The 24,388-nt window shown below is 67.1% G+C and carries 20 protein-coding genes; 10 read left to right on the top strand and 10 right to left on the bottom strand.

Annotated features, from left to right (window positions below):
* Positions 1-6: 6 nt before the first annotated feature.
* Positions 7-3,189: a hypothetical protein gene (locus KA419_05085; protein MBP7865305.1), complete on the top strand. Its 3,183-nt coding sequence runs from the start codon at positions 7-9 to the stop codon at positions 3,187-3,189.
* A gap of 16 nt (positions 3,190-3,205) precedes the next feature.
* On the opposite strand, the gene KA419_05090 is transcribed toward KA419_05085, so the two are convergent.
* The 5 genes from KA419_05090 to KA419_05110 form a co-directional block, all read right to left on the bottom strand.
* Complete coding sequence (locus tag KA419_05090) at positions 3,206-3,808, bottom strand: class I SAM-dependent methyltransferase (GenBank protein MBP7865306.1); 603 nt, start codon at positions 3,806-3,808, stop codon at positions 3,206-3,208.
* Positions 3,798-4,547, bottom strand: coding sequence for a twin-arginine translocase subunit TatC (tatC, locus tag KA419_05095; GenBank protein ID MBP7865307.1), 750 nt, complete (start codon positions 4,545-4,547; stop codon positions 3,798-3,800). Before tatC ends, KA419_05090 begins: the two co-directional genes overlap by 11 nt.
* A 78-nt stretch (positions 4,548-4,625) precedes the next feature.
* Positions 4,626-4,907 (bottom strand): twin-arginine translocase TatA/TatE family subunit, encoded by a 282-nt coding sequence (locus tag KA419_05100; protein MBP7865308.1) that lies wholly within the window; start codon positions 4,905-4,907, stop codon positions 4,626-4,628.
* 13 nt (positions 4,908-4,920) lie between these two features.
* Complete coding sequence (scpA, locus tag KA419_05105) at positions 4,921-7,092, bottom strand: methylmalonyl-CoA mutase (protein MBP7865309.1); 2,172 nt, start codon at positions 7,090-7,092, stop codon at positions 4,921-4,923.
* Positions 7,089-9,200: an acyl-CoA mutase large subunit family protein gene (locus tag KA419_05110; GenBank protein MBP7865310.1), complete on the bottom strand. Its 2,112-nt coding sequence runs from the start codon at positions 9,198-9,200 to the stop codon at positions 7,089-7,091. Before KA419_05110 ends, scpA begins: the two co-directional genes overlap by 4 nt.
* Before the next feature lie 162 nt (positions 9,201-9,362).
* On the opposite strand from KA419_05110, the gene KA419_05115 reads away from it, so the two are divergent.
* Together KA419_05115 and KA419_05120 are read left to right on the top strand one after the other, a co-directional pair.
* On the top strand, positions 9,363-10,475 hold the full coding sequence (locus KA419_05115; protein MBP7865311.1) for a hypothetical protein: 1,113 nt from the start codon (positions 9,363-9,365) through the stop codon (positions 10,473-10,475).
* 72 nt (positions 10,476-10,547) lie between these two features.
* Positions 10,548-14,009: a hypothetical protein gene (locus KA419_05120; GenBank protein MBP7865312.1), complete on the top strand. Its 3,462-nt coding sequence runs from the start codon at positions 10,548-10,550 to the stop codon at positions 14,007-14,009.
* Positions 14,010-14,264: 255 nt separating this feature from the next.
* Here the strand turns inward: KA419_05120 and hcp are convergent, their stop codons facing one another.
* The 5 genes from hcp to aspS all read right to left on the bottom strand — a co-directional run bounded on the left by hcp (position 14,265) and on the right by aspS (position 20,896).
* Positions 14,265-15,860, bottom strand: coding sequence for a hydroxylamine reductase (gene hcp / locus KA419_05125; GenBank protein MBP7865313.1), 1,596 nt, complete (start codon positions 15,858-15,860; stop codon positions 14,265-14,267).
* 142 nt (positions 15,861-16,002) lie between these two features.
* Complete coding sequence (locus KA419_05130) at positions 16,003-17,226, bottom strand: sel1 repeat family protein (protein ID MBP7865314.1); 1,224 nt, start codon at positions 17,224-17,226, stop codon at positions 16,003-16,005.
* 259 nt (positions 17,227-17,485) lie between these two features.
* On the bottom strand, positions 17,486-18,160 hold the full coding sequence (locus KA419_05135) for a CDP-alcohol phosphatidyltransferase family protein (GenBank protein MBP7865315.1): 675 nt from the start codon (positions 18,158-18,160) through the stop codon (positions 17,486-17,488).
* Entirely contained in the window at positions 18,157-19,149 is a 993-nt protein-coding gene (locus KA419_05140; protein MBP7865316.1) for a cyclic nucleotide-binding domain-containing protein, read from the bottom strand. The genes KA419_05135 and KA419_05140 overlap by 4 nt, the downstream gene beginning before the upstream one ends.
* Complete coding sequence (aspS, locus tag KA419_05145) at positions 19,142-20,896, bottom strand: aspartate--tRNA ligase (GenBank protein ID MBP7865317.1); 1,755 nt, start codon at positions 20,894-20,896, stop codon at positions 19,142-19,144. Before aspS ends, KA419_05140 begins: the two co-directional genes overlap by 8 nt.
* Before the next feature lie 406 nt (positions 20,897-21,302).
* Here aspS and KA419_05150 point away from each other — a divergent pair, with 406 nt between their 5' ends.
* The 7 genes from KA419_05150 (at position 21,303) to KA419_05180 (ending at position 24,360) form a co-directional block, all read left to right on the top strand.
* Positions 21,303-21,599, top strand: a complete 297-nt coding sequence (locus KA419_05150; GenBank protein MBP7865318.1) for a winged helix-turn-helix transcriptional regulator — start codon at positions 21,303-21,305, stop codon at positions 21,597-21,599.
* Between the two features lie 81 nt (positions 21,600-21,680).
* Positions 21,681-21,941, top strand: a complete 261-nt coding sequence (locus KA419_05155) for a carboxymuconolactone decarboxylase family protein (protein MBP7865319.1) — start codon at positions 21,681-21,683, stop codon at positions 21,939-21,941.
* A 108-nt stretch (positions 21,942-22,049) separates the two neighbouring features.
* Positions 22,050-22,295 carry a thioredoxin family protein gene (locus KA419_05160; GenBank protein ID MBP7865320.1) on the top strand — a complete coding sequence of 82 codons (246 nt, stop codon included), beginning with the start codon at positions 22,050-22,052 and terminating at the stop codon, positions 22,293-22,295.
* A 1-nt stretch (position 22,296) separates the two neighbouring features.
* Positions 22,297-22,674 (top strand): hypothetical protein, encoded by a 378-nt coding sequence (locus tag KA419_05165; GenBank protein ID MBP7865321.1) that lies wholly within the window; start codon positions 22,297-22,299, stop codon positions 22,672-22,674.
* Positions 22,667-22,951: a ferredoxin family protein gene (locus tag KA419_05170; GenBank protein ID MBP7865322.1), complete on the top strand. Its 285-nt coding sequence runs from the start codon at positions 22,667-22,669 to the stop codon at positions 22,949-22,951. Before KA419_05165 ends, KA419_05170 begins: the two co-directional genes overlap by 8 nt.
* Entirely contained in the window at positions 22,948-23,799 is an 852-nt protein-coding gene (locus KA419_05175) for a glycine cleavage system protein H (GenBank protein ID MBP7865323.1), read from the top strand. Before KA419_05170 ends, KA419_05175 begins: the two co-directional genes overlap by 4 nt.
* 165 nt (positions 23,800-23,964) lie before the next feature.
* Positions 23,965-24,360, top strand: a complete 396-nt coding sequence (locus tag KA419_05180) for a putative zinc-binding protein (protein ID MBP7865324.1) — start codon at positions 23,965-23,967, stop codon at positions 24,358-24,360.
* The last annotated feature ends 28 nt before the right edge of the window (positions 24,361-24,388 follow it).

The following is a 24,388-nucleotide window of genomic DNA, read 5'->3' on the forward strand; positions in this document are numbered from 1 at the left end:
AAGCCCATGAAGGTCGATGGGCGTAAACTGTTTCTGCGCTTTCTGTGTCTCCTCGTGACGGGGACCTCCCTCGTCACCGGCGCGCTCGCCCTTTCACCCGACAAGGGAATGACCCAGTACCTTCACGCCGTCTGGAGCACGCGCAGAGGCCTGCCCCAGAACACCGCCCACGCTATCCTGCAGACGCGGGACGGTTACCTCTGGATCGGCACCCAGCAGGGCCTCGCGCGATTCGACGGCGTGTCCTTCCGGATTTTCAACCGCGAGAACACCCCCGCCCTCCGGAAGAACCTGATCTCCCGCCTGTGCGAGGGCGCCGACCGGTCCCTCTGGATCGGGACCTTCGGGGCCGGCCTGCTGCGCTGCCGCGACGGGCGGTTCACCGCGATGGACCCCTCGACGGGCCTGAGCAGCAGCTTCATCTACAGCCTGTGCAACGACGACGACGGCTCGGTCTGGGTCGGCACCGACAGCGGGCTGGACCGGGTGCGGGGCGGACGGTGCGAGGATTATCCCGGGAAGGCCCAGCGACCCCGTACCGGGGTCCGGTCCCTGGCGAGGGACCGGTGGGGCTGGCTGTGGATCGGCGCCGACAGCGGGCTGATGCGTTACCGGAACGGGACCTTCGAGCGCGTTCCCCTCCCTGCCGAACTCCAGAACTCCAGCATCCTGGCCTTGCTCGTCTCCCCCTTTGACAACCGCCTCTGGGTCGGGACCAACAAGGGCCTCGCCTGGCTCTCGGCGGGGCAGTTCCACGCCTGCACCCCTGCGGAGGGCCTTTCCAGCCCCTTCGTGGAAGCGCTTGCCACCGACCGGCACGGGAACGTCTGGGTCGGGACGCACGACGGGGGCCTCAACCGGTACCGGGACGGGCGGTTCCAGTGCATTCGTCACACGGACGGCCTCCCCAGCGACATGGTCCTCTCCCTGCACGAGGACACGGAAGGGGGCCTGTGGGTCGGCACGAACGAAGGGATCGACCGGATCGGCGACGCGAAGTTCACGGTGCTCACCACCCGGGAGGGACTGACGAACAACCAGGTCCGCACCGTCTTTCAGGACGGCGCCCGAAACCTCTGGGCCGGCACCCACGGGGGCGGGCTCAACCGGATCGGCCCCGACGGGTCCGTCCGGGTGTACGGGGTCGCCGAGGGCCTTTCCGACGGCTTCGTGTACGCCATCGGCGAGAGTGCGGACAGCGAGATCTGGGTGGGAACCATGAACGGGGGCCTCTACCGCGTCACCGACGGGAAGGCGGCGCTCATCTCCGGCCCCAGGGAGAACAACCCAAGGGGCATCCGGGTGATTTACCGGGACAGCCGCAACCGGATGTGGATCGGCACCTACCAGGACGGCCTCGAACTCTACCAGGACGGGAAACTGACGTCTTTTCCCGCACAGGACCTTTTTGCGGGGATGCTCATCCGTTTCGTCCTGGAGGACCGCCGGGGCCGGCTCTGGATCGGGACCCACAAGGGCGTCTTCGTCATGGAGGACCGCCGGACCTGGCGGTACACCACGGCCCAGGGGCTGTCCGCCAACGAGACCATTTTCGCGTTCCAGGACCGGGAAGGGGAGATCTGGGTCTCCACCCTCGACGGCGGGCTGAACCGGTTTTCCGCCGATGCGGGTCGGTTCCGCTCCTACACCACGAAGGACGGCCTCTACAACGACATGATCTTCTGCATCCTCGAGGACGACGACGGCCGTTTCTGGATGACCAGCAACCAGGGGATCTTCCGGGTCGACAAGAGCGCCTTCCGGGATTACGACGAGGGGCGGGTCCCGCGCATCCCCTGCATCGCCTACACGGAAAAGGACGGGCTCCTCACCGCCGAGTGCAATGGCGGCTCCCAGCCGTCCGGGGTCCGCGCCGCCGACGGCCGGCTCTGGTTTCCCACCAAGAAGGGGTTGGCCTCCATCGATCCCCGGAACATCCTCGTCAACCGCATCGCCCCTCCCGTGGCCGTGGAAGAGGTGTCCATCGACGAGCGCGCACACCCCGTCCGCGACTCGGTGGACGTCCCCGCCGGCGCCCGCACCCTCGAGATCCGGTTCGCCGCCCTCACCTTCGTCTTCCCGGAGAGTGTCCGGTTCCGGTACTGCCTGGAAGGCTACGACGCCCGGTGGTACGAGACCTCGGAGGAACGCAAGGCGAAGTACGCCAACCTCCCGCCGGGCGACTACGTGTTCCGGGTCACCGCCTGCAACAGTGACGGCGTGTGGAACCCCACGGGCACGGCGATCCGCTTTACCGTTCGCCCCCTCTTCGTGCAGACCTGGTGGTTCTACGGCCTGTGCGTTCTCGCCGGGACCCTCGCCGTCGGCGGCCTCTTCCGCCTCCGCCTCCGGGCCATCCAGCGCCGCCACCGTGAACTCGAGCGCCTGGTGGAGCAGCGGACCTGGGACCTGCAGGAAGAGAAGAACCGGACGGAGAACGCCCTCAGCGAGGTCCGGGTGCAGAAGGACATCGCCCAGGAAGCCCTCCGCCTGAAGACCGACCTGATGCACATGGCCGTCCACGACCTCAAGAACCCGCTTCAGACCATCCTGGGGTACTCCGAGCTGATCCCCAGGCGCCTGGAGGAGAAGGGCACCGTCCTGCGGATGTCCAATTCCATCAACCTGTCGGCGGATCGCATGCTGAACCTCATCAACAGCCTGCTGAAATCCGCCGCCATCGAGAACGGGAAGATCACCCTGAACCGTCGCTGCGTCTCCCTCAACCGGGTCCTCCACGAGGCGCTCGAGGGAAATCGCGTCCGCAGCGAGGGGAAGAACCAGCGGGTGGAGGTCGAGACCGACCCCGACGTGGTCGTGCGGGGCGACGAAGAGCGGCTCCGGGAGGTGATCGACAACCTCGTCGACAACGCCATCAAGTACGCTCCGCCCGGCACCCTCATCCGCGTCCGGTTGACGCGCGAGAACGGGTTTGCCCTGTTCCGCGTGCAGGACGAGGGCCCGGGGCTCACCGAGGAGGACCAGAAGCACCTCTTCGAGAGCTTCCACCGCCTGAGCGCCAAACCGACGGGCAGCGAGCCTTCCACCGGGCTCGGGCTTTCAATTGTCCGCAAGCTCGTGGAGCTTCACGGGGGGAGGGTTTACGCGGAGAGCACCTACGGGCTGGGATCGGTCTTCGTGGTGGAGCTGCCGCTGGCGCCGGAAGGGGAGGGCGCGGAAGGTTCGTGATGTTTCACGTGAAACATCACGCCGGGACCCGGCACAGAACGGCCTTTTGCCCCGTTTCGAGAGCGTTGGGCGACTCCGTGCCGGCCACCGGGAAGGACCCCTCCCGGGCCCAGGAAGCGAACCGTTGCCGCATCAGGAGGTCCGCCGGGGTCCCTGCCCCGTGGAAGCAGAGGAAGAAGGACCCGGGGCGCTTCTTCAGGGCGGCTTCCAGCGGCCCGCCGGAAATCTCGGTGGCCCGGAGCGCCCAGAGCAGGCGGTCGCCGTGGTCCGGCGCCTCGTACTGCTCGAGCCGCCCGGGGACGACCTCCAGGGAGTCCAGCGCCAGAAGCCGCCGCACGTGACGGAGGAAGGTGCACTTTTTCCCGTTCGGTTCCAGGGCCACCACGCGCCGCTCCGGGAACCGGGCGGCCAGCACGACGGCCACCACCCCGTTTCCCGAGCCGATGTCCACGCCCGTGGCCCACGGGTAGGCCGCCACCCCTTCCGCGGCGGCCCGGGTGGTTTCCAGCAGTTCCCGCCGGAAACCCGCCGGGTCGCGAAACCCGGTGAGCCTCAGCCGGCGGTTCCAGCGGAACAGTTCGTCGATGTACCGGTTCAGAAGACGGGTGTCACCCGGCATGGCGGGCCCGGCGACGGGTGATGAGCCAGCACAGGATGACGCTGACCAGGTAGAGCAGGATCATCGGGGCGGCGAAGATGAAGAGGTTCACCACGTCGGTGGTGGGGGAGATGATGGCCGCCAGGATGAAGATGATGAGGATGGCGTGGCGGAGGGTCTTGATCATGAACCGGGGCGTGAGGATCTTCATCATCGCCAGGAAGGAGACGATGATGGGCATCTGGAAGACGGCCCCCATCCCCAGGATGACCATCATGGCGAAGTCGAAGTACTCGTCCATGCTGATCTGGGGGTTGTACGGCCGTCCCACCCCGATGAGGAAGCTGCAGGCGGCGGGGAAGGCGACCCGGTAGGCGAAGGTGCACCCGGCGAGGAACAGGAGGGACGAGAAGAACACGAAGGGGACGAACCAGCGCCTCTCCTTCTGGTACAGTCCGGGGGAGATGAAGCGCCAGAGCTGGTAGATGATGACGGGGGCGCTGAGAAAAACGGCGAAGCAGAACGCCACCTTGAGGGAGACGGTGAAGGGTTCCTGGAGCCGGAGGAACACCAGGGTGGACCCTTTGGGGAGGTGCCGGAGAAGGGGAAGGGCCAGCTGCCCGTAGATCCAGTCGTTGAAGGCGAAGGTCACGCCGAAGGCCACGGCCACGGCGATCACGGAGTACAGCAGGCAGGACCGCAGTTCCTGCAGGTGCTCGAGAAGGGTCATCTTCCGCAGTTCGTTGTTCGCTTCCGCCATGGTTGTGATGCGAGGTCCTTTCCGTGATTCGAAGGGAGGGGAAAGACCCGCGGGAGGTGCACCGCGGGCCCGGAGATATCATCCGCCGAGGTTTCGCCCCATGTCCGGTCCCGGCGGGTCGGCGGGGGGGGGCGTGCCCTGCCCGGGGACGGCCGCCCCCTCGCCTTCCGCCTGGAAACGTTCCTGGGCCTTCTCCGCCTCGACTTCCTCCTCGAGGGTGTTCTTGATGTCGTTCGTGGCGCGCTTGAACTCCCCCATGACCCGGCCCAGGGTCTTCCCGATCTCGGGAAGTTTCCGGGGGCCGAACAGGAGAAGGGCGACCAGGAAAATCGCCATCAGTTCAGGCAGTCCGAGGTTCATTGCAGCACTCTTTTCACCGGTTTTCCAGGAGGTCCAGGATTTTTCCCGCCGCCACGGTGATGACGGTCCCGGGGCCGAAGATGGCCGCGGCACCGTGATCCCGCAGGTAGTCGTAATCCTGGGAGGGGATCACTCCGCCCACCACCACCAGGATGTCCTCCCGGCCGAGTTGCCGCAACCACCCCGCCAGCTGGGGCAGCAGGGTCTTGTGACCGGCGGCCAGCGAGGACATCCCCACGACGTGGACGTCGTTCTCCACGGCCATGCGGGCCGCTTCCTCGGGGGTCTGGAAGAGGGGGCCGATGTCCACGTCGAAGCCGAGGTCGGCATAGGCGGTGGCCACGACCTTTGCGCCGCGGTCGTGCCCGTCCTGCCCCATCTTGGCGACGAGGATGCGGGGCCGACGGCCCTCCCGCTGTTCAAATTCGTCGGCGCGCCGACGAACGGTCTCCACTTCCGCCGGGTTTCCGAATTCCGATGCGTACACGCCCGATATGCTCCTGATGACGGCCTGGTGACGGCCGAAGACGGTTTCGAGGGCCGAGGAGATCTCCCCGAGGGAAGCCCTCGCCCTGGCGGCGTTCACGGAAAGCTCCAACAGGTTGCCCTCTCCGGACCCCGCGCAGCGGACGAGGGCGTCCAGGGCCTGCCGGACGTCGGCCTCGTTCCGTTCGGCGCGCAGCTTCTCGAGGCGTCGGATCTGGGCCTGCCGGACGGCGGTGTTGTCCACTTCCAGGATGGGGATGGGTTTCTCCTTGTCCAGGCGGTAGCGGTTGACGCCGACGATGGTCTCGCTGCCCGAGTCGATGTGGGCCTGCTTGCGCGCGGCCGACTCCTCGATGCGCATCTTGGGGAGCCCGGTGGCGATGGCCCGGGCCATCCCGCCGAGGGACTCGACCTCCCGGATGTGGCCCCAGGAGCGCTTGAGGAGGGCGTCGGTCAGCGACTCCACGTAGAAGGAACCCCCCCAGGGGTCGATGACCTGGCAGATCCCGGTCTCGGTCTGGAGGTAGATCTGCGTGTTGCGGGCGATCCGGGCCGAAAAGTCGGTGGGGAGGGCGATGGCCTCGTCCAGGGAGTTGGTGTGGAGGGACTGCGTGTGACCCAGGGCGGCGGCCATGGCCTCGATGACGGTGCGCGCGACGTTGTTGTAGGGGTCCTGTTCCGTCAGGCTCCAGCCGGAGGTCTGGGAGTGGGTCCGCAGGGCCATGGACTTGGGGTCCTTCGGGTTGAAGCCCTTGATGAGCTTGGCCCACAGCACCCGGGCGGCGCGCATCTTGGCCACTTCCATGAAGTAGTTCATCCCGATGCCCCAGAAGAAGGACAGCCGCGGGGCGAAGGCGTCGATGTCGATCCCGGCCTTGATCCCGGTGCGGACGTACTCCACGCCGTCCGCCAGGGTGTAGGCCAGCTCGAGGTCCGCCGACGCGCCGGCCTCCTGCATGTGATATCCGGATATGCTGATACTGTTGAACTTGGGCATCTTCCGGGAGGTGTAGGCGAAGATGTCGGCGATGATGCGCATGGAGGGGTCGGGCGGGTAGATGTAGGTGTTGCGCACCATGAATTCCTTCAGGATGTCGTTCTGGATGGTCCCCGCCAGCTGCTCCGGCTTGACGCCCTGCTCCTCCGCGGCGAGGATGTAGAAAGCCATGACGGGCAGGACGGCCCCGTTCATGGTCATGGACACCGACATCCGGTCCAGGGGGATGCCGTCGAAGAGGATCTTCATGTCCAGGATGGAGTCCACGGCCACGCCGGCCTTGCCCACGTCGCCCTCGACCCGGGGGTGGTCCGAATCGTACCCGCGGTGGGTGGCCAGGTCGAACGCGATGGAGAGCCCTTTCTGCCCGGCGGCGAGGTTCCGGCGGTAGAAGGCATTGCTCTCCTCCGCCGTGGAGAAACCCGCGTACTGGCGGATGGTCCAGGGTCGGACCACGTACATGGTGGCGTAAGGCCCTCGGAGGAAAGGGGGGATCCCGGCGGTGTAGGGGAGGTGCTCCGCGGCGGCGAGGTCGGCCGGGGTGTAGAGCGGCCGGACGCTCACCTGCTCCATGGTTCGCCAGGCGAGTTCCTCGAGCGGCTTCCCCGCCTCCCGCTCGGCGCGGGCCTTCCACGCGTCGATGGTGGACGGGGTGACGACCGGTTCGAAGGGTATGTTCTGAAAGTCGGGGATGGGGCTCATGACAACACTCCTGTCCGTTTCATGATGGTTTCGAGCACCGCGCGGCAGTTGGCGCGAAGGTGGATGAACTCGTCCACGCCCGCCTCGCGGTGCGCGTCGACCTGGGCCTCGGGGTACCCGGCCAGCACGATGAAGAGGTCGGGCCGCACCGCCCGGGCGGCTTCGACGAAAGGCGTCACCAGCGCGGGGTAGGTGTCGTCGGTTGAACAGAGGACCGCGACGGGCGCCCCGGAGTCCACGGCGGCCTTGGCGGCCTCTTCGGGCGTCGGGAAGCCCTTTGGGTTGATGACGTCGAACCCGCCCGCCTGGAAAAAGCCCGCGGAAAAATCGGCCCGGGCCCGGTGCTGGGCGCCCGGCCCCATGTTGGCCAGGAACACGAACGGGCGCCGCCCGGTCTTTTCACGCCAGGCATCGGCGGCCTGCCGGAGCGTTTCAAAACCCTCGGCGAGCCGGCGCGGCCGGACGGGGGTGACGGCGACGGGGTCACCCTTGTCGGGGAAGAACCGCCGGGTGAGGGCGGCGAGGTCGGCCCCCGCTGCGGCGGCCGCGACGGCGGCACGGACCCTGTCGGGCCCGGCGGGGGGCGGGGCGTCCAGGGGGCCGGCTCCCGCGACGGCGTCTTGAATCGCCGGGCCGGCGGCCGAACCGGGACCGGGGCCCCAGGGTTCCCCGTCCTCGTCCCGGAGGGGGGTCTCGTCGAGGTTGGGGTACATGTTGACGCCCAGGAGGGTGTCCTTTCGCCGGTCGACGTTCTCCACCCGTTTGCGGTAAACGGCTTCCGTCTCGGCCTGGGGGTACCCTTCCCGAAGGGCCGCACCCATCCCGCCCCGGCGCTCGATCTGGCGGAAAAGCTCCCAGGCTTTCCCGGCCAGTTCCAGGGTCAGGGCCTCCACGTACCAGGACCCGCCGGCGGGGTCGATGACCTGGGCCATCCGGGCTTCCTCCGCGAGGATGACCTGGATGTTCCGGGAGAGGCGCCGGGAGAACGCCCCCGGCGTCCGCGCCGGCGCGTCGAAGAGACCCGTGTCCAGGCTGTCGGCGCCGCCGGCCACGGCACTGAAGGCTTCCGTGGTCGCCCGGAGGATGTTGGTGTGAGGGTCGAGCCGGGAGAGGTTCCAGTCGGCGACCCGGGCGTGGGCCACCATCCGGGCGGCCGCCTCGCCGCCGCCGGAGGCCAGCACGACGTTGGACCACACGAGGCGGGCGGCCCGGAGCTTGGCGATCTCCAGGAAGAACTGGGGCCCCACGGCGAAAGTGAAGCGGATGGAGCCGGCGGCCTCGTTGACCCCCAGGCCCCGCCCCGTCATCTCGCGGAGGTACTCCGTCCCGGTGGCGGCGGCGAAGGCCACCTCCTGGACGGCGTTAGCGCCGGCCTCCTGCCACCGGTCCGCGCGGACGGCCACCGTCCTCAGGCGAGGGAAGGCTGCGGCGGCCCACGCCGCCAGGTCCGCCAACGTGTCATAGCGGGCGGAGAGGCTTCCCTCCAGGCGGCCGGCCGCGGCCAAATCGCCCAGCGGGTCGCACTCGACGGCGCCCGCCAGCCGGTCCCCGGGCAAACCCTTCTTCGCGGCCAGGGCGGCCAGCATCGCGGCGGCGGCACCGGCCTCCCCGCCGGACTGGATAAAAACGGGCGTTCGCCCGAGATCGCAGCCGTCCAGGGCTCGCAGCCACTCCGACACGGTTTGCAGAGGCCGGTTTCCTCCCTCCCCGCCGTGCCGGGCGAGGCAGAGATTGACAGCGGTCTCGCCGTTGTCGAGGCCCTGGCGGAGGGCGGCGTTGATGGTCTCGGGGTCGGGCAGGCAGGTCAGGGGGCTGACCGCCCAGGGGTCGGCCACGAAGCCGGCCGGGCGGGTCCCCCTGACATAGGGGGGGGCCCCGGGGAAGGACCCGGGAACCGGGCTGCCCTGGAGGTCCTCGGCGTTGTAGATGGGCCTGAGGGTGATGCCCTCGTAGGTCGGCGTGAACATCTTCCGGTCGAAGGGCGCGTCCTTGAGGAGGGCGGTCGCCTCCTTCTTCCAGTCCTCATACCCGGGGGGGGTGAAATCCGCGGCCAGGTCGAGCCTGTCCTCGACCCCGGGTGTCGCGTGGTCAGGTTTTTCGTTGTTCATGAACACCTCTTCAGAAAGTCGATCGGCCTTTCATTATAGTCAGTTTTCCCGGTCCGGCGTAACTTTTTTCTGGACCCTTGAATTCGGCGGTCGGATCTGCTAGATTGCGGCCGTAAGGGTCAGAAATCGAGCAGGCTCGGATCTCGGGTTCCGGAGAAAGCCATGATTTGCCCCAAGTGCGGCTTCGAACAGGACGACGGGCGGGCGGAGTGCGTCCGGTGCATGGTGGTCTTCAGCAAATTCGAGGCGCTCCTCAAGCGGAAGGAGCAGTCCAACGCCCGCTACTCGCCGCAGCCCGGCGAGGAATCCGAGGAATCCCCCGACGCCGGCGGCGAGCCGAACGGGTCCGTCCAGGCCGCGCTGTCCCCCGAAACCGTTGCCGACCTTCAGCGACGGGTCCGGCGGATCCAGGACAGCCTCGACGGCATGAACCGCTTCCAGGAATCCCTGCTCCAGGAGATGGACCGCCAGAAGGGCCGCATCCGCGACCTCTTCAACCTCTTCACCGGCCTGCGCGACGCCGTGGACCACCAGGTCCTCCAGATCCAGGGCGGCCTGCAGCCGGTCGTCCAGGCTTTTCGGACCGTGGAGGCGGCCATCACCGACGGGGTCGAGCTCCGGGCGCTCCGGGAGGAGATCCGGAACCTCTCCGAGCGGATGGACGACCTGGCTCCCCTTCGCCAGGCGGCGGTGGAGGCCGAACGGCTCTTCCCCAAGCTGGATCAGCTCGAAGCGGTTCACCGGGAACTGCGTGGCATGATGACCGGCCGGGTCGACGTCCCGGGGGATTCGCCCGGCTCCGACCTGGTCATGATGCGGATGGAACTCCAGGCGCTCCGCTCCGAGGTCCGGACCCTCATGGACCAGTCCCTGGGCGGCAAACAACCGCCCAAGGCCCCGGGTGAGCACAGCCGGGCCGAACTGGACAAGCGCCTGGCGGAACTGGTCCGGCGGCTCGACGCCCTCGGCAAGACCCGGGAGGAGGAGGCCGCCCGGCGCGACGAGTTCGCCCGGGGCTTCGAGAACCGGTTGAAAGAAGTGGAGGAGACGGTGCTTTCCCTGTCCGACGGCGGATCGTCGAGCCGGGAGTTTCAGGATCGGATGACGGCCCTCTCGGCGGAGATGGTCTCGACCCGGCAGGCCCTGCGGGCGGTCCAGGAGAACTCGGCCGCCCGCCACGACGACATCCTGGAAATCCGCGCCCAACTCGATTCCACCCGCGACCTCCTCGACCGGATCCGGTCGGCCTGGGACCACTCCTCCCCCGCGCGGTGACGGGTCCGCCGCCTTGCCCGGTGCCGCCCCGCCGGCAGCGGGACGTTCCCGACCCGGAAATGGTGGCTGTTGGTGATCAAGCGCGGAACCCTCCTTCTGGCATGGTTTCTCCTGGCCCTGGCCCCGGGGTTCGAGGCGGTGTGCGCCGCGCCCGGCGGCTATTTCCGCGTCGGCTCCCTGTCCCTGGCCGAGGGCCTGTCCCAGGCCTCGGTTTACTGCACCATGCAGGACAGCACGGGATTCATGTGGTTCGGCACCCAGGACGGGTTGAACCGTTACGACGGCTATCGCTTCACTGTCCACCGCAAGATCGCGGGCGACGGGACCTCGCTCCCCGACAACTACGTCATCACGCTGGCCGAGCACCCCCGGGGCACCCTCTGGGCGGGGACCCGGGCCGGCCTGTGGCGGCTCGACCTCCGCACGGGGGCGTCCCGGCGGGTGACCTGGCCGTCCGATGCGGAACTTCCCGGCGGGCCGGGCCAGGTTCAAACCCTCCTGCCGTGGGGCGATTATCTCTGGGCGGGCGTCCGAAACGCGGGCCTGTACCGGGTGGATTGTTTCGGCGGGCAGGCGGTCCGCGCTCCCTTTCCCGCCGGGGCCCGTCCCTGGCGCAGCGTCATGGCCCTCGCACCCCGGGACCGGGGGTCGTTCTGGGTCGGGACCGAGGGCGGCCTGGCGCGCTATGAGCCCGCGACCGCCCGGTGGGAAACCGTCCCGCTCGGGGCGCCGGCCGCGCCGTTCGCCGACGCCGCGCTCGTCCAGGCCCTCCTGCCGGACACCGACGGGTCGCTGTGGGTGGGGACCCGCGGCGGTCTCTGCCGCCTGCCCCCCGGCGGCCGGGCCCCGGACTGGCTGCCGGTGTCGCCCTCCGACCCCGCCGCCTTGAGCGACGCCAACGTGCAATCCCTCTTCCGGGCCCGGGACGGAGCCGTGTGGGTGGGGACCCGGGACGGCGGGGTGTGCCGCCGGGACCCCGTATCGGCGCGGTTCACCCGCTTCGCCCACGACCCGGCCGACACGCTTTCCCTGAGTGGAAGCACCGTGCTGAGCCTCTTCGAGGACGCCGGGGGGGTGATCTGGGTGGGGACCTGGGCCGCCGGGGTGGACCGCCTGAGGATCGTCCCCTTCGAGTACTTCCAGTACGTCCCGGAGAGACCCCACGGCCTCGGCGGGAAGAACATCCGGGCCGTCCTCTGCGCCGCGTCCGGCCTCGTCTGGGTCGGCACCAGCGAGCAGGGGCTCGACTGCCTGGATCGAAGGACAGGGACCTTCCGTCACTATCGGAACAACCCCTCCGACCCGTTCAGCCTGGTGGACAACCGCCGGGTCTGGGCCCTGGCCGAGGGCGCGGACGGCTCGATCTGGGTCGGCACGGGGGGCTTCGGCCTGGACCGGATGGACCCCTCCACGGGCCGTTTCTCCCACTACCGGCACGACCCCGACCGCCCCGACAGCCTCGTCAACGATTTCGTGAAAACGCTCCTGGTGGACCCGCGGGGCAAAGTCTGGGTCGGCACGGAGGCCGGCCTCGCGTGCCTGGACCCGGAGATCGGGCGCTTTCGCTCCTACCCGCTGGAGAAAGCCCCCGACGGTTCTCCGCACCCCACCCGGGTGGATTTTCTCTGCCTCGACCGCTCGGGGGCCCTCTGGGCCGCGAGCCAGTCCTCGGGCCTCTTCCGGCTGGACCCGGCGTCGGGCACCGTCCTGAGCTTCCAGCACGACGAGTCGAACCCGGCGAGCCTGAGCAACAATTCCGCCACGTGCATCTACGAGGACCGGGCCGGCAACCTCTGGGTGGGGACCTGGGGCGGCGGCCTGGACTGCCTGGAGGCGGGCGCGGCGCAACGGGGGCGGACGGTTTTCCGGCACTTCACGCCGGACCGCGGCGTGCACGCCTACAACATCTCCGGGATCACCGAGGACGCCTCGGGGGCCCTCTGGGTGAGTTCGTCCATCGGCCTGTTCCGGCTGGACCCGAAGACGGGGGTCACCGGGTTCTACGACCGCCGGGACGGTTTCCCGGACTGCAACTTCAACCCCGTGGCCTTCTGCCGCACCCGGTCCAGCGAGATCGTCCTGGGCGGTCTCGCGGGTCTCACCATCCTCGACCCCGCCCGCTTCCGCGTCAACACCCACGTGCCCACCGTGGTGCTGACGGCCTTTCTGAAATCCAACCGCCCCGTCGCCCTCGACGTCCCCGCGGAAACCCTGGAGCGGCTCACCCTGGAACACCACGACCGCGTCGTCTCCTTCGAGTTCTCCGCCCTGGATTTCAGCGCTCCCGACAAGCACCGCTACGCCTACCGCCTCGAGGGCTTCGACAAGGACTGGGTCTACACGACGGCCGCCAACCGGACCGCCACGTTCACCAACCTCGACCCGGGGACGTACGTGCTCCGGGTGAAGGGGTCCAACAACGACGGGGTGTGGAACGAGACCGGCCTGTCGCTGACCCTCGTGGTCACGCCGCCGTTCTGGCGGACCTGGTACGCCTACGTCGCCTACGTTGCGGCGGGGCTGGGCCTGGTGCTGTTCCTCGCCCGGGTCAAGAGCCAGCGGCACCAGCGGGAGATCGCCTTTCACCGCCGGGAACTCGAGTACCAGCGCCTCAAGACGGAGTGGCTCGAAAAGGTGGACCGGCTCAAGGACGACTTCCTGGCCAACACGTCGCACGAGCTGCGCACCCCGCTGACGTCCCTGGTCGGCTACGCGCACCTGGTCCGGAAGAAGCTCCGCCGGGTCGTCTTCAACCCCGAGTGCACCGACGCCGCCCGCCGCGAGAAGGCCGCCGCCCAGGTCCTGGAGAACATCGACATCCTCCTGGCCGAGAGCCGCCGCCTCACCATCCTGATCGAGGACCTCCTGGACCTCAACGGCCTGGAGAGCAACACGGCGATGTGGGAGGAAGCCCCCGTGGACGTCGGGGAGGTGGTGGAGAGCGTCCTGAACGAGCTGGGCCCGAGCTTCCGGGAGAAGTCGTTGACCGTGGGCGTCGAGCTGCAGGACGCGCCGGAGGTCCCCGGGGACCGCGCGCGCCTGCGGCAAGTGGTCTGGAATCTGGTGTCCAACGCCGGGAAGTTCACGCCGCCCGGCGGGGCGGTGAAGGTGTCCCTGGAGTACCATGCCAACGGGGACCGGCCGCGGTCGCTTCGGCCGGGGCGGGGGGAGTTCATCCACGGGCCGGGGCCTGCCGAGGCGCGGCGGGAGGCGTCCCGGGCCGGCGGTGGCGGGCGGGCGCCGGCGGGGGGCGAGATCCGGGTCACGGTGGAGGACACCGGACTGGGCCTCGACGCGTCGGACTGCGAGGCCGTGTTCCAGCGCTTCCGCCAGGTCGGGGACACCCTGACCGCCAAGCCCAAGGGCGTCGGGCTGGGCCTGCCCATCTGCAAGCGGATCGTCGAGCACCACGGGGGCCGCATCTGGGCCGAGCAACGTCCCGGCGGCGGGGCGGTTTTCCGCTTCACACTGCCGCTCGAGCCCCGGGTCTCGGAATCGACGGGGAAACTTCGCCGCCGGGACTCCGGGGCATAGCCCCCCGGCGCCTCCGACCGATAAGCGGGGCCGGGAAGTCCGCGACCAGCTCGGTCCGTGCCCCGGGCCCGAGGCGCGCGTCCCCCTGACGATCGCCGTTTTCGCTTCGGAGCCTGACCCCCTTCCGCCCAAACCACTGCCTTCTTGGGTATTACACCGAAACGCCCGTGCCCCCTTGGCCTCCGTGCCCCTCTGGCCTCCGGGTCCCTTTGGTCCCTTTGGTCCTTTTGGTCCTTTGTCCTTTCCCGAAAAGCCTCACCCGGAGATGCCGTACTTCTCCCGGAAACGCTTCCCGGCGTCGGTGAGGAGGTAGGCGGGCAGGGAGGGCCCCATGCGCACGTTCCGGAACCCCAGCGCCGCCAGGGCCAGCACGATGCCCACGGCCTTCTGGTCGTACCAGGCCAGGTCGAAGTCGATCGGGAGGTCGTTCACGTCGGCGATCCCCAGGGCGTCCTTGAGGGCCAGGGCGATGCGCACCAGCGAGTAGCAGTCGTTGCACTGCCCCGCGTCCAGCACCTGGGGAAGGCCGGCGACCTCCTTTCTCACCTGCTTGATGAATCTGAACTTGGCGCACCCGGCCGTGAGGATGATCGTGTCGTCGGGCATGGCGAGGGCGGCGTCGGTGAAACGCTTGCGCCGCTGGTCGCGCCCGTCGCACCCCCCCATCACCACGAACTTTCGGATCGCCCCCGACCGGATGGCGCCCAGGACCGTGTCCAGGTGCTTGGCCACGAAGCGGTGAGAAAAACCGCCCGTCACGGTGCCCTGTTCCAAGGCTTTCGGCGGCGGGCAGGTCTTCGCCAGGGCGACGATCGCCGAGAAGTCCTTGGGCTGGCCTTCCGGGGCCTCGGGGATGTGGACCACGCCGGGGTAGCCCGCGGGACCGGTGGTGAAGATCCGGTGGCGGTACGCGTCCGGGACCGGCGTGATGCAGTTGGACGTGACCAGGATCGGCCCGTTGAAGGCCTCGAACTCGATGTCCTGCATCCACCAGGCGTTGCCGTAGTTCCCGGCCAGGTGGGCGTGCTTCCGGAAGGCCGGGTAGGCGTGGGCCTCCCACATCTCGCAGTGCGTGTAGACGTCCACGCCCGTTCCCTCGGTCTGTTCCAGCAGCTCCTCCAGGTCCTTCAGGTCGTGGCCCGTGATCAGGATGCCCGGCCGCCCCCGCACGCCCAGGGGGATGGGCACCGCGCCGGGCTCGCCGTAGGCCGCGGCGTTGGCCTCGTCCAGGACGGCCATGGCCCGGGTCATGTAGCGACCGGTGTCGAGGGCGATCTCCTGGAGGGCCTCCTCGTTCTTCTCCTCGGCCAGGCGGGCCAGGATGCGGAGCAGGTCGCACCAGAGGCCGTCGTCCTCGCGACCCAGCGCCGCGGCGTGGATGGCATAGGCGGCGGCCCCCTTCAGCCCGTAGGTGGACAGTTCGGCCAGCGAGCGGATGTCCGGGTCCTTGGTGTCACGGATGTCGATGGCGGTGGACTTGCGCAGAAGCTGCGCCGTCCCGTCGGCCTGCCAGGTCACCAGGTCCTCCAGCCCGGCCGGGACGTCCACGGTGAACCGCTCCCGGAGGCTGTCCCGCAGGGCCAGCCCTTCTCGAATCATGGCCTGGAAGCGCTCGGAATCGAAGTTGGTGTTGGTCACGGTCGAGAAGAGCGACCGGGAGGCGAAGACCGCCTCCGCCCGGGGCACCTCGCCGGCGGCCATGGCGGGCCGGGCGCAGAGGGCGATCCCCTTGAGCAGGTAAATCAGCAGGTCCTGCAGGTTGGCCGTCTCGTCGGTCTTCCCGCAGGCGCCGAAGTACAGGCACCCCTTGTTCTCCCCCGTCTCCTGGCACTGGTAACAGAACATGTGCATGGCGGTCTTCCTCCCCCGCGCAATTTTCCCGATCCGGCCTCAGGGTACCATGCCTTTCGCGTCCAACGCCTTGATCAAAGTCAAGAGGCCGCTTCAATGCCCCGCTTCATCTTTGCGGTTGAACAGGCTTTTTGAGAGGGCGTCAATTTTCCTCAGGATCTTTAACGCCTTCCTTGAGGAGCTTCATCACTCGATGGATGGCGTCCTTCAGGCCCAAGTGATATGCTTTCTTATATAAAACCATGGCTTTCTGCTTGTCTTGAGAAACGCCTTCCCCGGCCTCGTACATCAGGCCGAGATTGTTCATGGCCGTAGCGTCGCCCTTGTCGGCGGCCTTCTGGTACCACCGGACGGCGGCGGCTTGGTCGGCCTGGACTCCACAGCCCTCATGATACATATATCCCAGCCGACACATGGCGGGTGTGTAACCGGCCTCGGCGGATTTCATGCACCAGGAAAAGGCTTCCTTTTCGTTTTTTTCCACTCCTTTTCCTTCCATCAACATCCCGCTCAAATTGAACTGGGCGGCTTCATGCCCTTGCCCGGCCGCCTTTCGATACCATTGAACCGCCTCGGAAAAATCGATTTCCCGGCCGTAGCCTCTTTCGCAACAGACTCCGTAATCGTACTGCGCAGCCGTGTGGCCCTTCTCGGCCGCTCGTTGAAACCAGTACTGGGCCTCTTTCAGATTTTTCCCCCCACAATTGCCTAAAAAGTGCAGTTTCCCCAGGTTGTACTCCGTGATCGCATCCCCTTGAGCCGCGGCCTTTGCCAACCATTTCTTTGCTTGCTCACAGTCTTTATCGACACCCGTCCCCTCCAGGTAACAGACCGCGAGATTTGCCTGCGCGTCCACATGACCCTGCTCAGCCGCCTTGAGATACCATTTGGCCGCTTCTTTCGGATCACGGTCAACGCCTTCCCCCGACTCACAGGTTCGCCCCATGGCGAATTGGGCTTCCGGGAGGCCTTGCTCGGCCGATTTCCGAAGCCAGGTCAAGGATTCCGGCGCGTTTCGTTCGACTCCCTCGCCGGAATCCAGCATCATGGACAGCATGAACTGCGCGCGTGAATCATTCTGCTCGGCGGCCTTCCGGAACCACCGCGCCGCTTCCGCCGGGTCTTTCCGCACACCCTCGCCGCGATAAAGAAGATCTCCCAGACAGTACTGCGCATTCGCACTCCCCTTCTCGGCCTCCGGGCGAAGCAGGCGCACCGCTTCCTTGAAATCCCCTTTCCTGCAGGCAGCGATCGCCAGCTCCATGGGGTCGTCGAGAGTTTTTGCTTTGATTGAGGCGGGAGCAAAAGCAAAACCGATCAAACAGGTAATAAACAGAGGCAACCCTCTTGACTTTCTATTATTCAATCTACTTACCTCCAATCAATCTATGTGGATCACCATCTTCGCTGAGATCGTCGTCTTCATTATAGACCGGAACCGGTGGTTCTCCGCCCCGCATTTCGCGGGGGGCATTCTTCGATCTGTCGCGAAGGCGGCGGGATGGCCGTCCATTCGACCGAAAACGAATCGGAGCCGCGCGCGTAAGCAAGCGGAAAGATGTTTTTACGCTGACCGCTCCCTCACGGTCGCGGCGCTGACGTTGTTTCTGGAGAGCGTGGGGTGGTCAGGGGGGGGTGAGGATCAACCAAACGAAGCGGGCGAGAAGGGCACCGCACAAAAAAAGGATGAAGGCGTTGGTGAGGCGGGCGCGTCGGGTCCGCTCCCGGCTGAAGCCGTAGGCGGAGTAGCCCGCCACGATCTCGGGGACCGTCTTTCGCCCGCGGACCACGTCCCAGAAGACTTTCGCGTACACCAGGGCGGACACGACGACGAAGAAGGCCAGCACCGCAAGGGTGTCGGTCTTCATCCAGTCCAGTCGGAACGCGTAGGTCACGAAGGCCCAGAGTTCCACGGCCAGGGCGGCTTTTCCCCAGAAGTTGGGGGTGATGGGGACCTTCGCCTTTCGGTTCAGGAGCAGCCCCCCGGCCGCGATGAGGACGTCCTTCCCCACCAGCAGGGCCAGCGCCCAGGTGGGGAAACCGCGCTGCACCCAGATGGCCGCGGCGAGGAAGAAGACGCAGACCTTGTCGGCGGCCGGGTCCAGGACCTTCCCGACGTCGGACTGGGAACGGAGGAGGCGGGCGAGGAAGCCGTCCAGGAAGTCGCTCAGGGCCATGACGGCGACCCAGGCGGCGAGGGCGGTGTCGTTGCCGGCGGACAGGGCGTTCAGCACGAAGGGGATGGCCGCCACCCGCACCAGGGTGACGGCGTTGGGGAGCGTCGCGAGCCCCCGGCTCATCGGACCAGGCCCCGCTCCAGCATCGTCTTGAGGATGGCCAGCACGGCGTAGGAGCAACGGGGGACCTCTTCGAGGATCTTCCGCAGGGGGGCCCTTTCCGAGACTTTCATCCAGACCATCAGGGCGCTGTCCAGCGTGTCCTCCTCCGCCCACCGCAGGGTGTTGCAGCAGGGTTCGAAAACCCGTTCGAAGTCCTCGATCTCCTGCAGGATGACCTTGCTCTCGTCCTTCAGGCGCATGGCCTCCAGCAGGAGGTTCATGGGCGGCCGGTCGATGGGGGCCGTGATGTCCTTCCGGCTCACGTTCTCGCCCCGGAAGGTGAATTCACCGGCGATATCCTCGTGGAAGATCTCGTAGAAGGCGTCTTCCCCCTCGAGGCGCCCCATGCGGGCCGTCACGATGTTCCCCTTGGCGAAGGCCACCTCGGCGCGGACGGCGTCGGGGGTCTCGATGAGCATGATGCCGCTCTGCCCGGTGTTGATGAGGGTCTGCATGACCGTGGCCAGGTCGAAGAAGTGGAGGCTTCCCTGGAGCTCCTTCCGGGTCCCCGGCTCCCCGCCGGTGATCTGCCGGTCGGCGTTCTCGAGGCGGAAGGCCAGGATCTCGCAGAGCCGGCGAACGAAGATGATGTTCCCCGAGATCAGCTCCTCGTACTTCTCGGCGGGGATCTCGAGGACCTCGACGGCCTGGGGCACGCGAACCGACGCCAGTCGGGGCCGGCCGGTGATCAGGGCCATCTCGCCGAAGCACTCCCCCCGGGAGAGGTAGGCCACGATGGCGGTCTGCTTCGCCTCCTTCCGGGTGATCTGGATCTCCACCACCCCGTTCCGGATGATGTAAAACTGGAAGGACGACTCCCCCTCGCGAAAGATGAACTCGCCGGGGCCGTAGGTCCGGAGCAGCCCCTCGTCGTACACCTTCTGGATCAGGGAATCGGGCAGGCCCTTGAAAAGCTCGGACTCCTTCAGAAAACGGGTTTCCTCAACCATTGCCACCCTCCACCCGCAGATGCAGCTCGGCGAGCTGCCGGTCGGACACCCCCGAGGGCGACCCCGTCAGCAGGCACATGGCGGAGGTCGTCTTGGGGAAGGCGATGACGTCCCGGATGGAAGTTTCCCCCGCCAGGAGCATCACCATGCGGTCGAGCCCCAGGGCGATGCCGCCGTGGGGCGGCGCCCCGTGGCGCAAGGCATCCAGGAAGAAACCGAATTTCTCCCGCGCTTCCGCCTCGGTCATCCCCAGGGTCCGGAAGATCTTCTCCTGGAGTTCGGTCCGGTGGATCCGGATGGACCCGCCGCCCAGCTCCATCCCGTTCAGGATGACGTCGTAGGCCTGCGCCAGGGCGGTGGACGGGTTCGCGAAGGCGGGGTCCGCCGGCGAGGTGAAGGGGTGGTGGCAGGCGGCCCAGCGCTGCTCCTCGGCGTCGAACTCGAACATGGGGAAGTCGGTGACCCACAGGAAGTCGAACCGGTTGTCGTCGATGAGCCCCTCGCGGCGGCCGAGCACGAGGCGGAGGGCGCCCAGGGACGTGGCGGCGGTCCGTTCGGGACCGGCCACCATGAGGAGGGCGTCGCCGTCCTTCCCGCCCGCCGCCCGCAGGAGGGCGAGCTTCTCCTCATCGGGGACGGCGGCGGGGATGGAGGACTTCAGGGCGTCCTGGTCCAGCTTCAGCCAGGCCAGCCCGCCGGCGCCGTAGGTCTTCACCGTCTCCTGGAAGCCGTCGATGTCCTTGCGGCTGTACTTCGCCCCGCCCGGGACCAGGATGCCCCGGACGACGCCCCCCTCCTCCACCACCTTGCGGAAGATCCCGAAGGAGGAGTCCCGGAACGCGTCCGACACGTCGCAGATCTCGAGGCCGAAGCGGGTGTCGGGCCGGTCGGACCCGAACCGTCGCATGGCCTCGGCATAGGTCAGCCGCGGGAAGGGCACCGAGACCTCGTGGCCCACGAGGCGCCAGACGCGCTGGAGCATCCCCTCCACCAGCGCGTAGATGTCCTCGGGGGTGACAAAGCTCATCTCCACGTCCACCTGGGTGAACTCGGGCTGGCGGTCGGCGCGCAGGTCCTCGTCCCGGAAGCAGCGGACGATCTGGAAGTACCGGTCCATCCCCGAGAGCATGAGGAGCTGCTTGAAGAGCTGGGGCGACTGGGGCAGCGCGTAGAAGCGCCCGTGGTGGATCCGGCTCGGCACCAGGTAATCCCGGGCACCCTCCGGGGTCGACCGCGTCATGAAGGGGGTCTCGATTTCGAGGAAACCCTGCTCGTCCATGTATTTTCGGACCTCGAAGGCCGCCTGGTGACGCAGGACCACGTTGCGGGTCATGGGGGCCCGTCGGAGGTCCAGGTAGCGGTATTTCATGCGGAGTTCCTCGGACGCCCGGACCTCGTCCTGGATCTCGAAGGGGGGGAGATCGGAGGTGTTGAGGATCTCCACGGACGTGGCGATCACCTCCACCTGCCCGGTGGCGAGGTGCGGGTTGACGTTGCCGGGGGTCCGGGCCGCCACCCGCCCCTCCACCCGCACCACGTATTCGCTCTTCACGCCCTCCGCCTGCTCGTACAGGGCGGGATTGTCCTCCCGGTCCAGGGTGACCTGGGTCAGGCCGTGGCGGTCCCGGAGCTGGAGGAAAAGCACGCCCCCCAGGTTCCGTACCGCGTGGGCCCAGCCGGTGAGCACGACCGACTGGTCAACGTGGCCCAGGTTCAATTCGCCGCAGGTGTGGGTTCTCAGGCTCATGGGGTCCTCGCTTTCAGGAAATGCCTTTCCACCACCCCCGGGTGCTCATCCGATCGCCCGTCGAGGGGAAAGGAACCGGCGGTCGCCCGCCGGCCGGCATTGTACCACAGGTTCAACCCGGGACGTTGCCATCCGTTGCGGGAAATCGTGAGCGGTTCGCCCTTCCTGCCCCCAGAAGAAATTTGATGCTCCCGTATAAAGTCGACAATTGGATATTTCCCGCGAATGACGCCAATTGACGCGAATAACGAATACAAAGAAATAAATTGGCTTGTGATATTCCAATTCGCGACGATTCGCGGGCTAAATCGACTTTTTGCGGCCCCATCAAAATTGGCGGGACCGAAAAAAAGGCTTGACAGGGGAGACATAGCTTGGCAATAATGCCAAATTGTTGGAGGGAAGGATGGCGGACGCGTTTTCCTATCAGGCCAAAGCCACTGTTTTGAAAGCCATGGCTCACCCGAGCCGGCTGAAGATCATCGACGCCCTGTCGGAAGGGGAACGGTGCGTGTGCGAGTTGCGGGAGGTGGTCGGGGCGGACATGTCCACCGTGTCCAAGCACCTGTCGGTGATGAAGGCCGCCGGCATCGTCGATGATCGCAAGGCGGGGCTCCAGGTCTTCTACCGGTTGCGGTGCCCGTGCATCCTGAAGTTCTTCGGGTGCGTCGAGGCCGTTATTTCCGAGAAGTCCCGGAAGTGAACCTTTTTTTTCTCGTTTACTTGGCAACATGGGAATATAGGAAAACGGTTGAAGAAATTTCACTGAACCAAGGAGAATGCGATGGATGAACGCACCCGGGAATTGATTGCCGTCGGCGTTTCCGTCGGCGTCCACTGCCAGCCCTGCCTGGAGTATCACCTCTCGAAGGCCCGGGAGCTGAAGATCGCGGAAGGGGACGTCCGGGAAGCCATCGAGATCGGCACCATGGTGGAGAAAGGGGCCCTGACGGCCATGCGGAAGTTCGTGGACCAGGCCCTGGCGCCGCCCGAGGCGCCGGAAGGCCCCTGCTGCTCCGGAAGCACGACGTCCTGCTGCGGGTGAGCCCAGGGTCCGGCCCGGACGCTCCCGGCGCGGAGTGCCGGCACCCCGTCCCGAGACGGGTTGGAGATCGGTTGAACGAATGCGATTCTGCCCTTGAGGGAGGAGAAGATGGAAATACTTGTATTGGGAACCGGTTGTGCAAAGTGCGAAACCCTTTTGAAAAACGTCCACCAAGCCCTGGAAGCGACCGGGACCTCCGCGACGGTGAGAAAAATCAGCGACATCAAGGAAATCATGAACTACCGGATCCTGATGACCCCGGGGCTCGTCATCGACGGGGCGGTGAAGACCGCCGGGCGCGTCCCGAAGCCGGAGGAGATCTGCACGCTCCTCACCGAGGCGGCGGGGGTCTGACATGGGCGACAAGCAACCCGGCCTGATCCTGTGCGTGTGTACGGGGAAATGCCCCGGGTTCTCGAAGATGGACATCTGGGACTTCGTCAACCGCGTCCGCATCGAGTTGCCCGTGGAGTACGCCTTCATCCACCCGCAGCTCTGCGAGGAGGACGGCGACCGTTTCCTGGCGGACATGCTCAAAGCCGACCGGCCGATGGTCATCGCCGGCTGCGCCCCCAACATGCAGGTCAAACTCTTCCGGGACGCCTTCGCCGCGGCCGGCCTGGACGTCAAGAAGGACCTGGTCCCGCTGGACGTGCGGGACATGACCACCGACGAGGCCTTCCGGAAGGTGGCCGACGCTCTCGAAAAAATCGGGGAGGCGGACCATGCCTGACGACACCTTCATGGGGGTCAAGCGGGAGAAGATCCCCTGGTTCCCCACCATCGACTACGCCCGGTGCGACTTCTGCATGGAGTGCGACAAGTTCTGCCCGCACAAGGTGTTCGAACGCAGGGACGGTGCGCGGAAGCTGGTGGTGGCCCACCCGAACCACTGCGTGGTGTTCTGCCGGGCCTGCGCCAAGACCTGCGGGCCCGACGCCCTGTCGTTCCCCGTCAAATCCGAGGTCGTCGCCCTCATCAAGAAAATCCGCGAGGAGGAGGCGTCGTGACAACGGCCATCCTGCCCTGCAACGGCCTGGACAAGCCCTTCGGCCCCCTCTCCCGGGAGGTCGCCCTGTGCCTGGCCGCCCGGACCGGCGGGGACCTCGTCTGCCCCGTCCTGCTGAACCAGGCCCCGGACCGGTACCGAGAAATCCTGGCCGCAACCCCCCTGACCGTCATCGACGGCTGCGCCACCCGGTGCGCGTCGAAACTGGCCGCCCGCCTCGACCTGAAGGTGGACCGGAAAGTCTTCATCCCCGAGGAGGTGAAGAAGGCCTCGGTCAAGCCCGAGAACACCCTGGTTCCGGGCCCGCAGGCGCTGGCGTTCGCCCGGCAGGTGGCCGGCGGGTGGACGGCGGACGGCGAGGCGCCGGAGCCGGCGCCCGTGGCCGTCTCTTTCCCTCCCCCGGGGGACGTCCTTCGCGTGACGGTGGACAAGTTCGTTTTCAAGTTCCCGTCCGGCGGTTTCCTCTTCAACGAAAACGACTGCTGGGCCCAGGTCCTGGGAAACCGGGCCCGGGTGGGGGTGTCCGACTACGTCCAGCAGAGCCTGACGGACATCACCTGGTTCGAGCCGCCGGAAATCAGCGCCGTGGTGGAACAGTTCGGCGACCTGGGGCAGGTGGAGTCGTCCAAGGCGGTCATGGAGATCGTCTCCCCCGTCAGCGGACGGGTCGTCGCGGTGAACACGAAACTGAAGGACAAGCCCGAGTGGATCAACGAAGACCCGTACGGGAGGGGGTGGATCGCGGAGCTGGAGCTGACGAATGTCTCGGAAGACATGCAGTTCCTCCTCGGGCCCGACGCCTACGCGGAAGCGGTTCGCCGAAAAGCAATGGAAGCGGTTGCGAAATGAGACCCGAAGGGGTTGATTCCAGTGGCTTCCGGAGAGAACCGGCGAGCCCGGCGCCCGCTGAACCATGGTCGCCAGGGGCATGATCCCGCTTTCGTGTCCGAAACCTGTTCGTGCGGTTCGTGTGGTTCGTGGTTGAGATCCGGTCCTTCCGGGTTGGGGTGCAACATGCAAGAAAAACACAAAACCCTGGTCATCCCCTGCAGCGGCATCGGCAAGGTCCACGGGCTCGTCAGCCGCGAGGTGGCCTACGACCTCGCGCAACGCCGCGAGGGGCAAGGTTACGACACCCTATGCCTCGCCCTCCTGGTCACGGGGGACGAGGCGGCGCTGGACAAGGTCGGGAGCGCCCCCTGCGTCACCGTGGACGGCTGCCCGAAGCTGTGCGCCCTCAAGAGCGTCGAGCAGGCGGGGGGAACCGTGGCACGGTCGGTGAAGGTGGTGGACGCGATGAAGAACCACCGCGGCCTGAACGCCGGCACGGCCACCGCCCTGACGGACGACGGGTGGGCCCTGGTCCGGGAGATCGCCGACGACATCGAGAAAGGCGGACCCCGCCAATGACTCGCTCCAGAAACAGAGTGAAGTTTTC

Source organism: Acidobacteriota bacterium (assembly GCA_018001935.1).
Lineage (GTDB): Bacteria > Acidobacteriota > JAAYUB01 > JAAYUB01 > JAAYUB01 > JAGNHB01.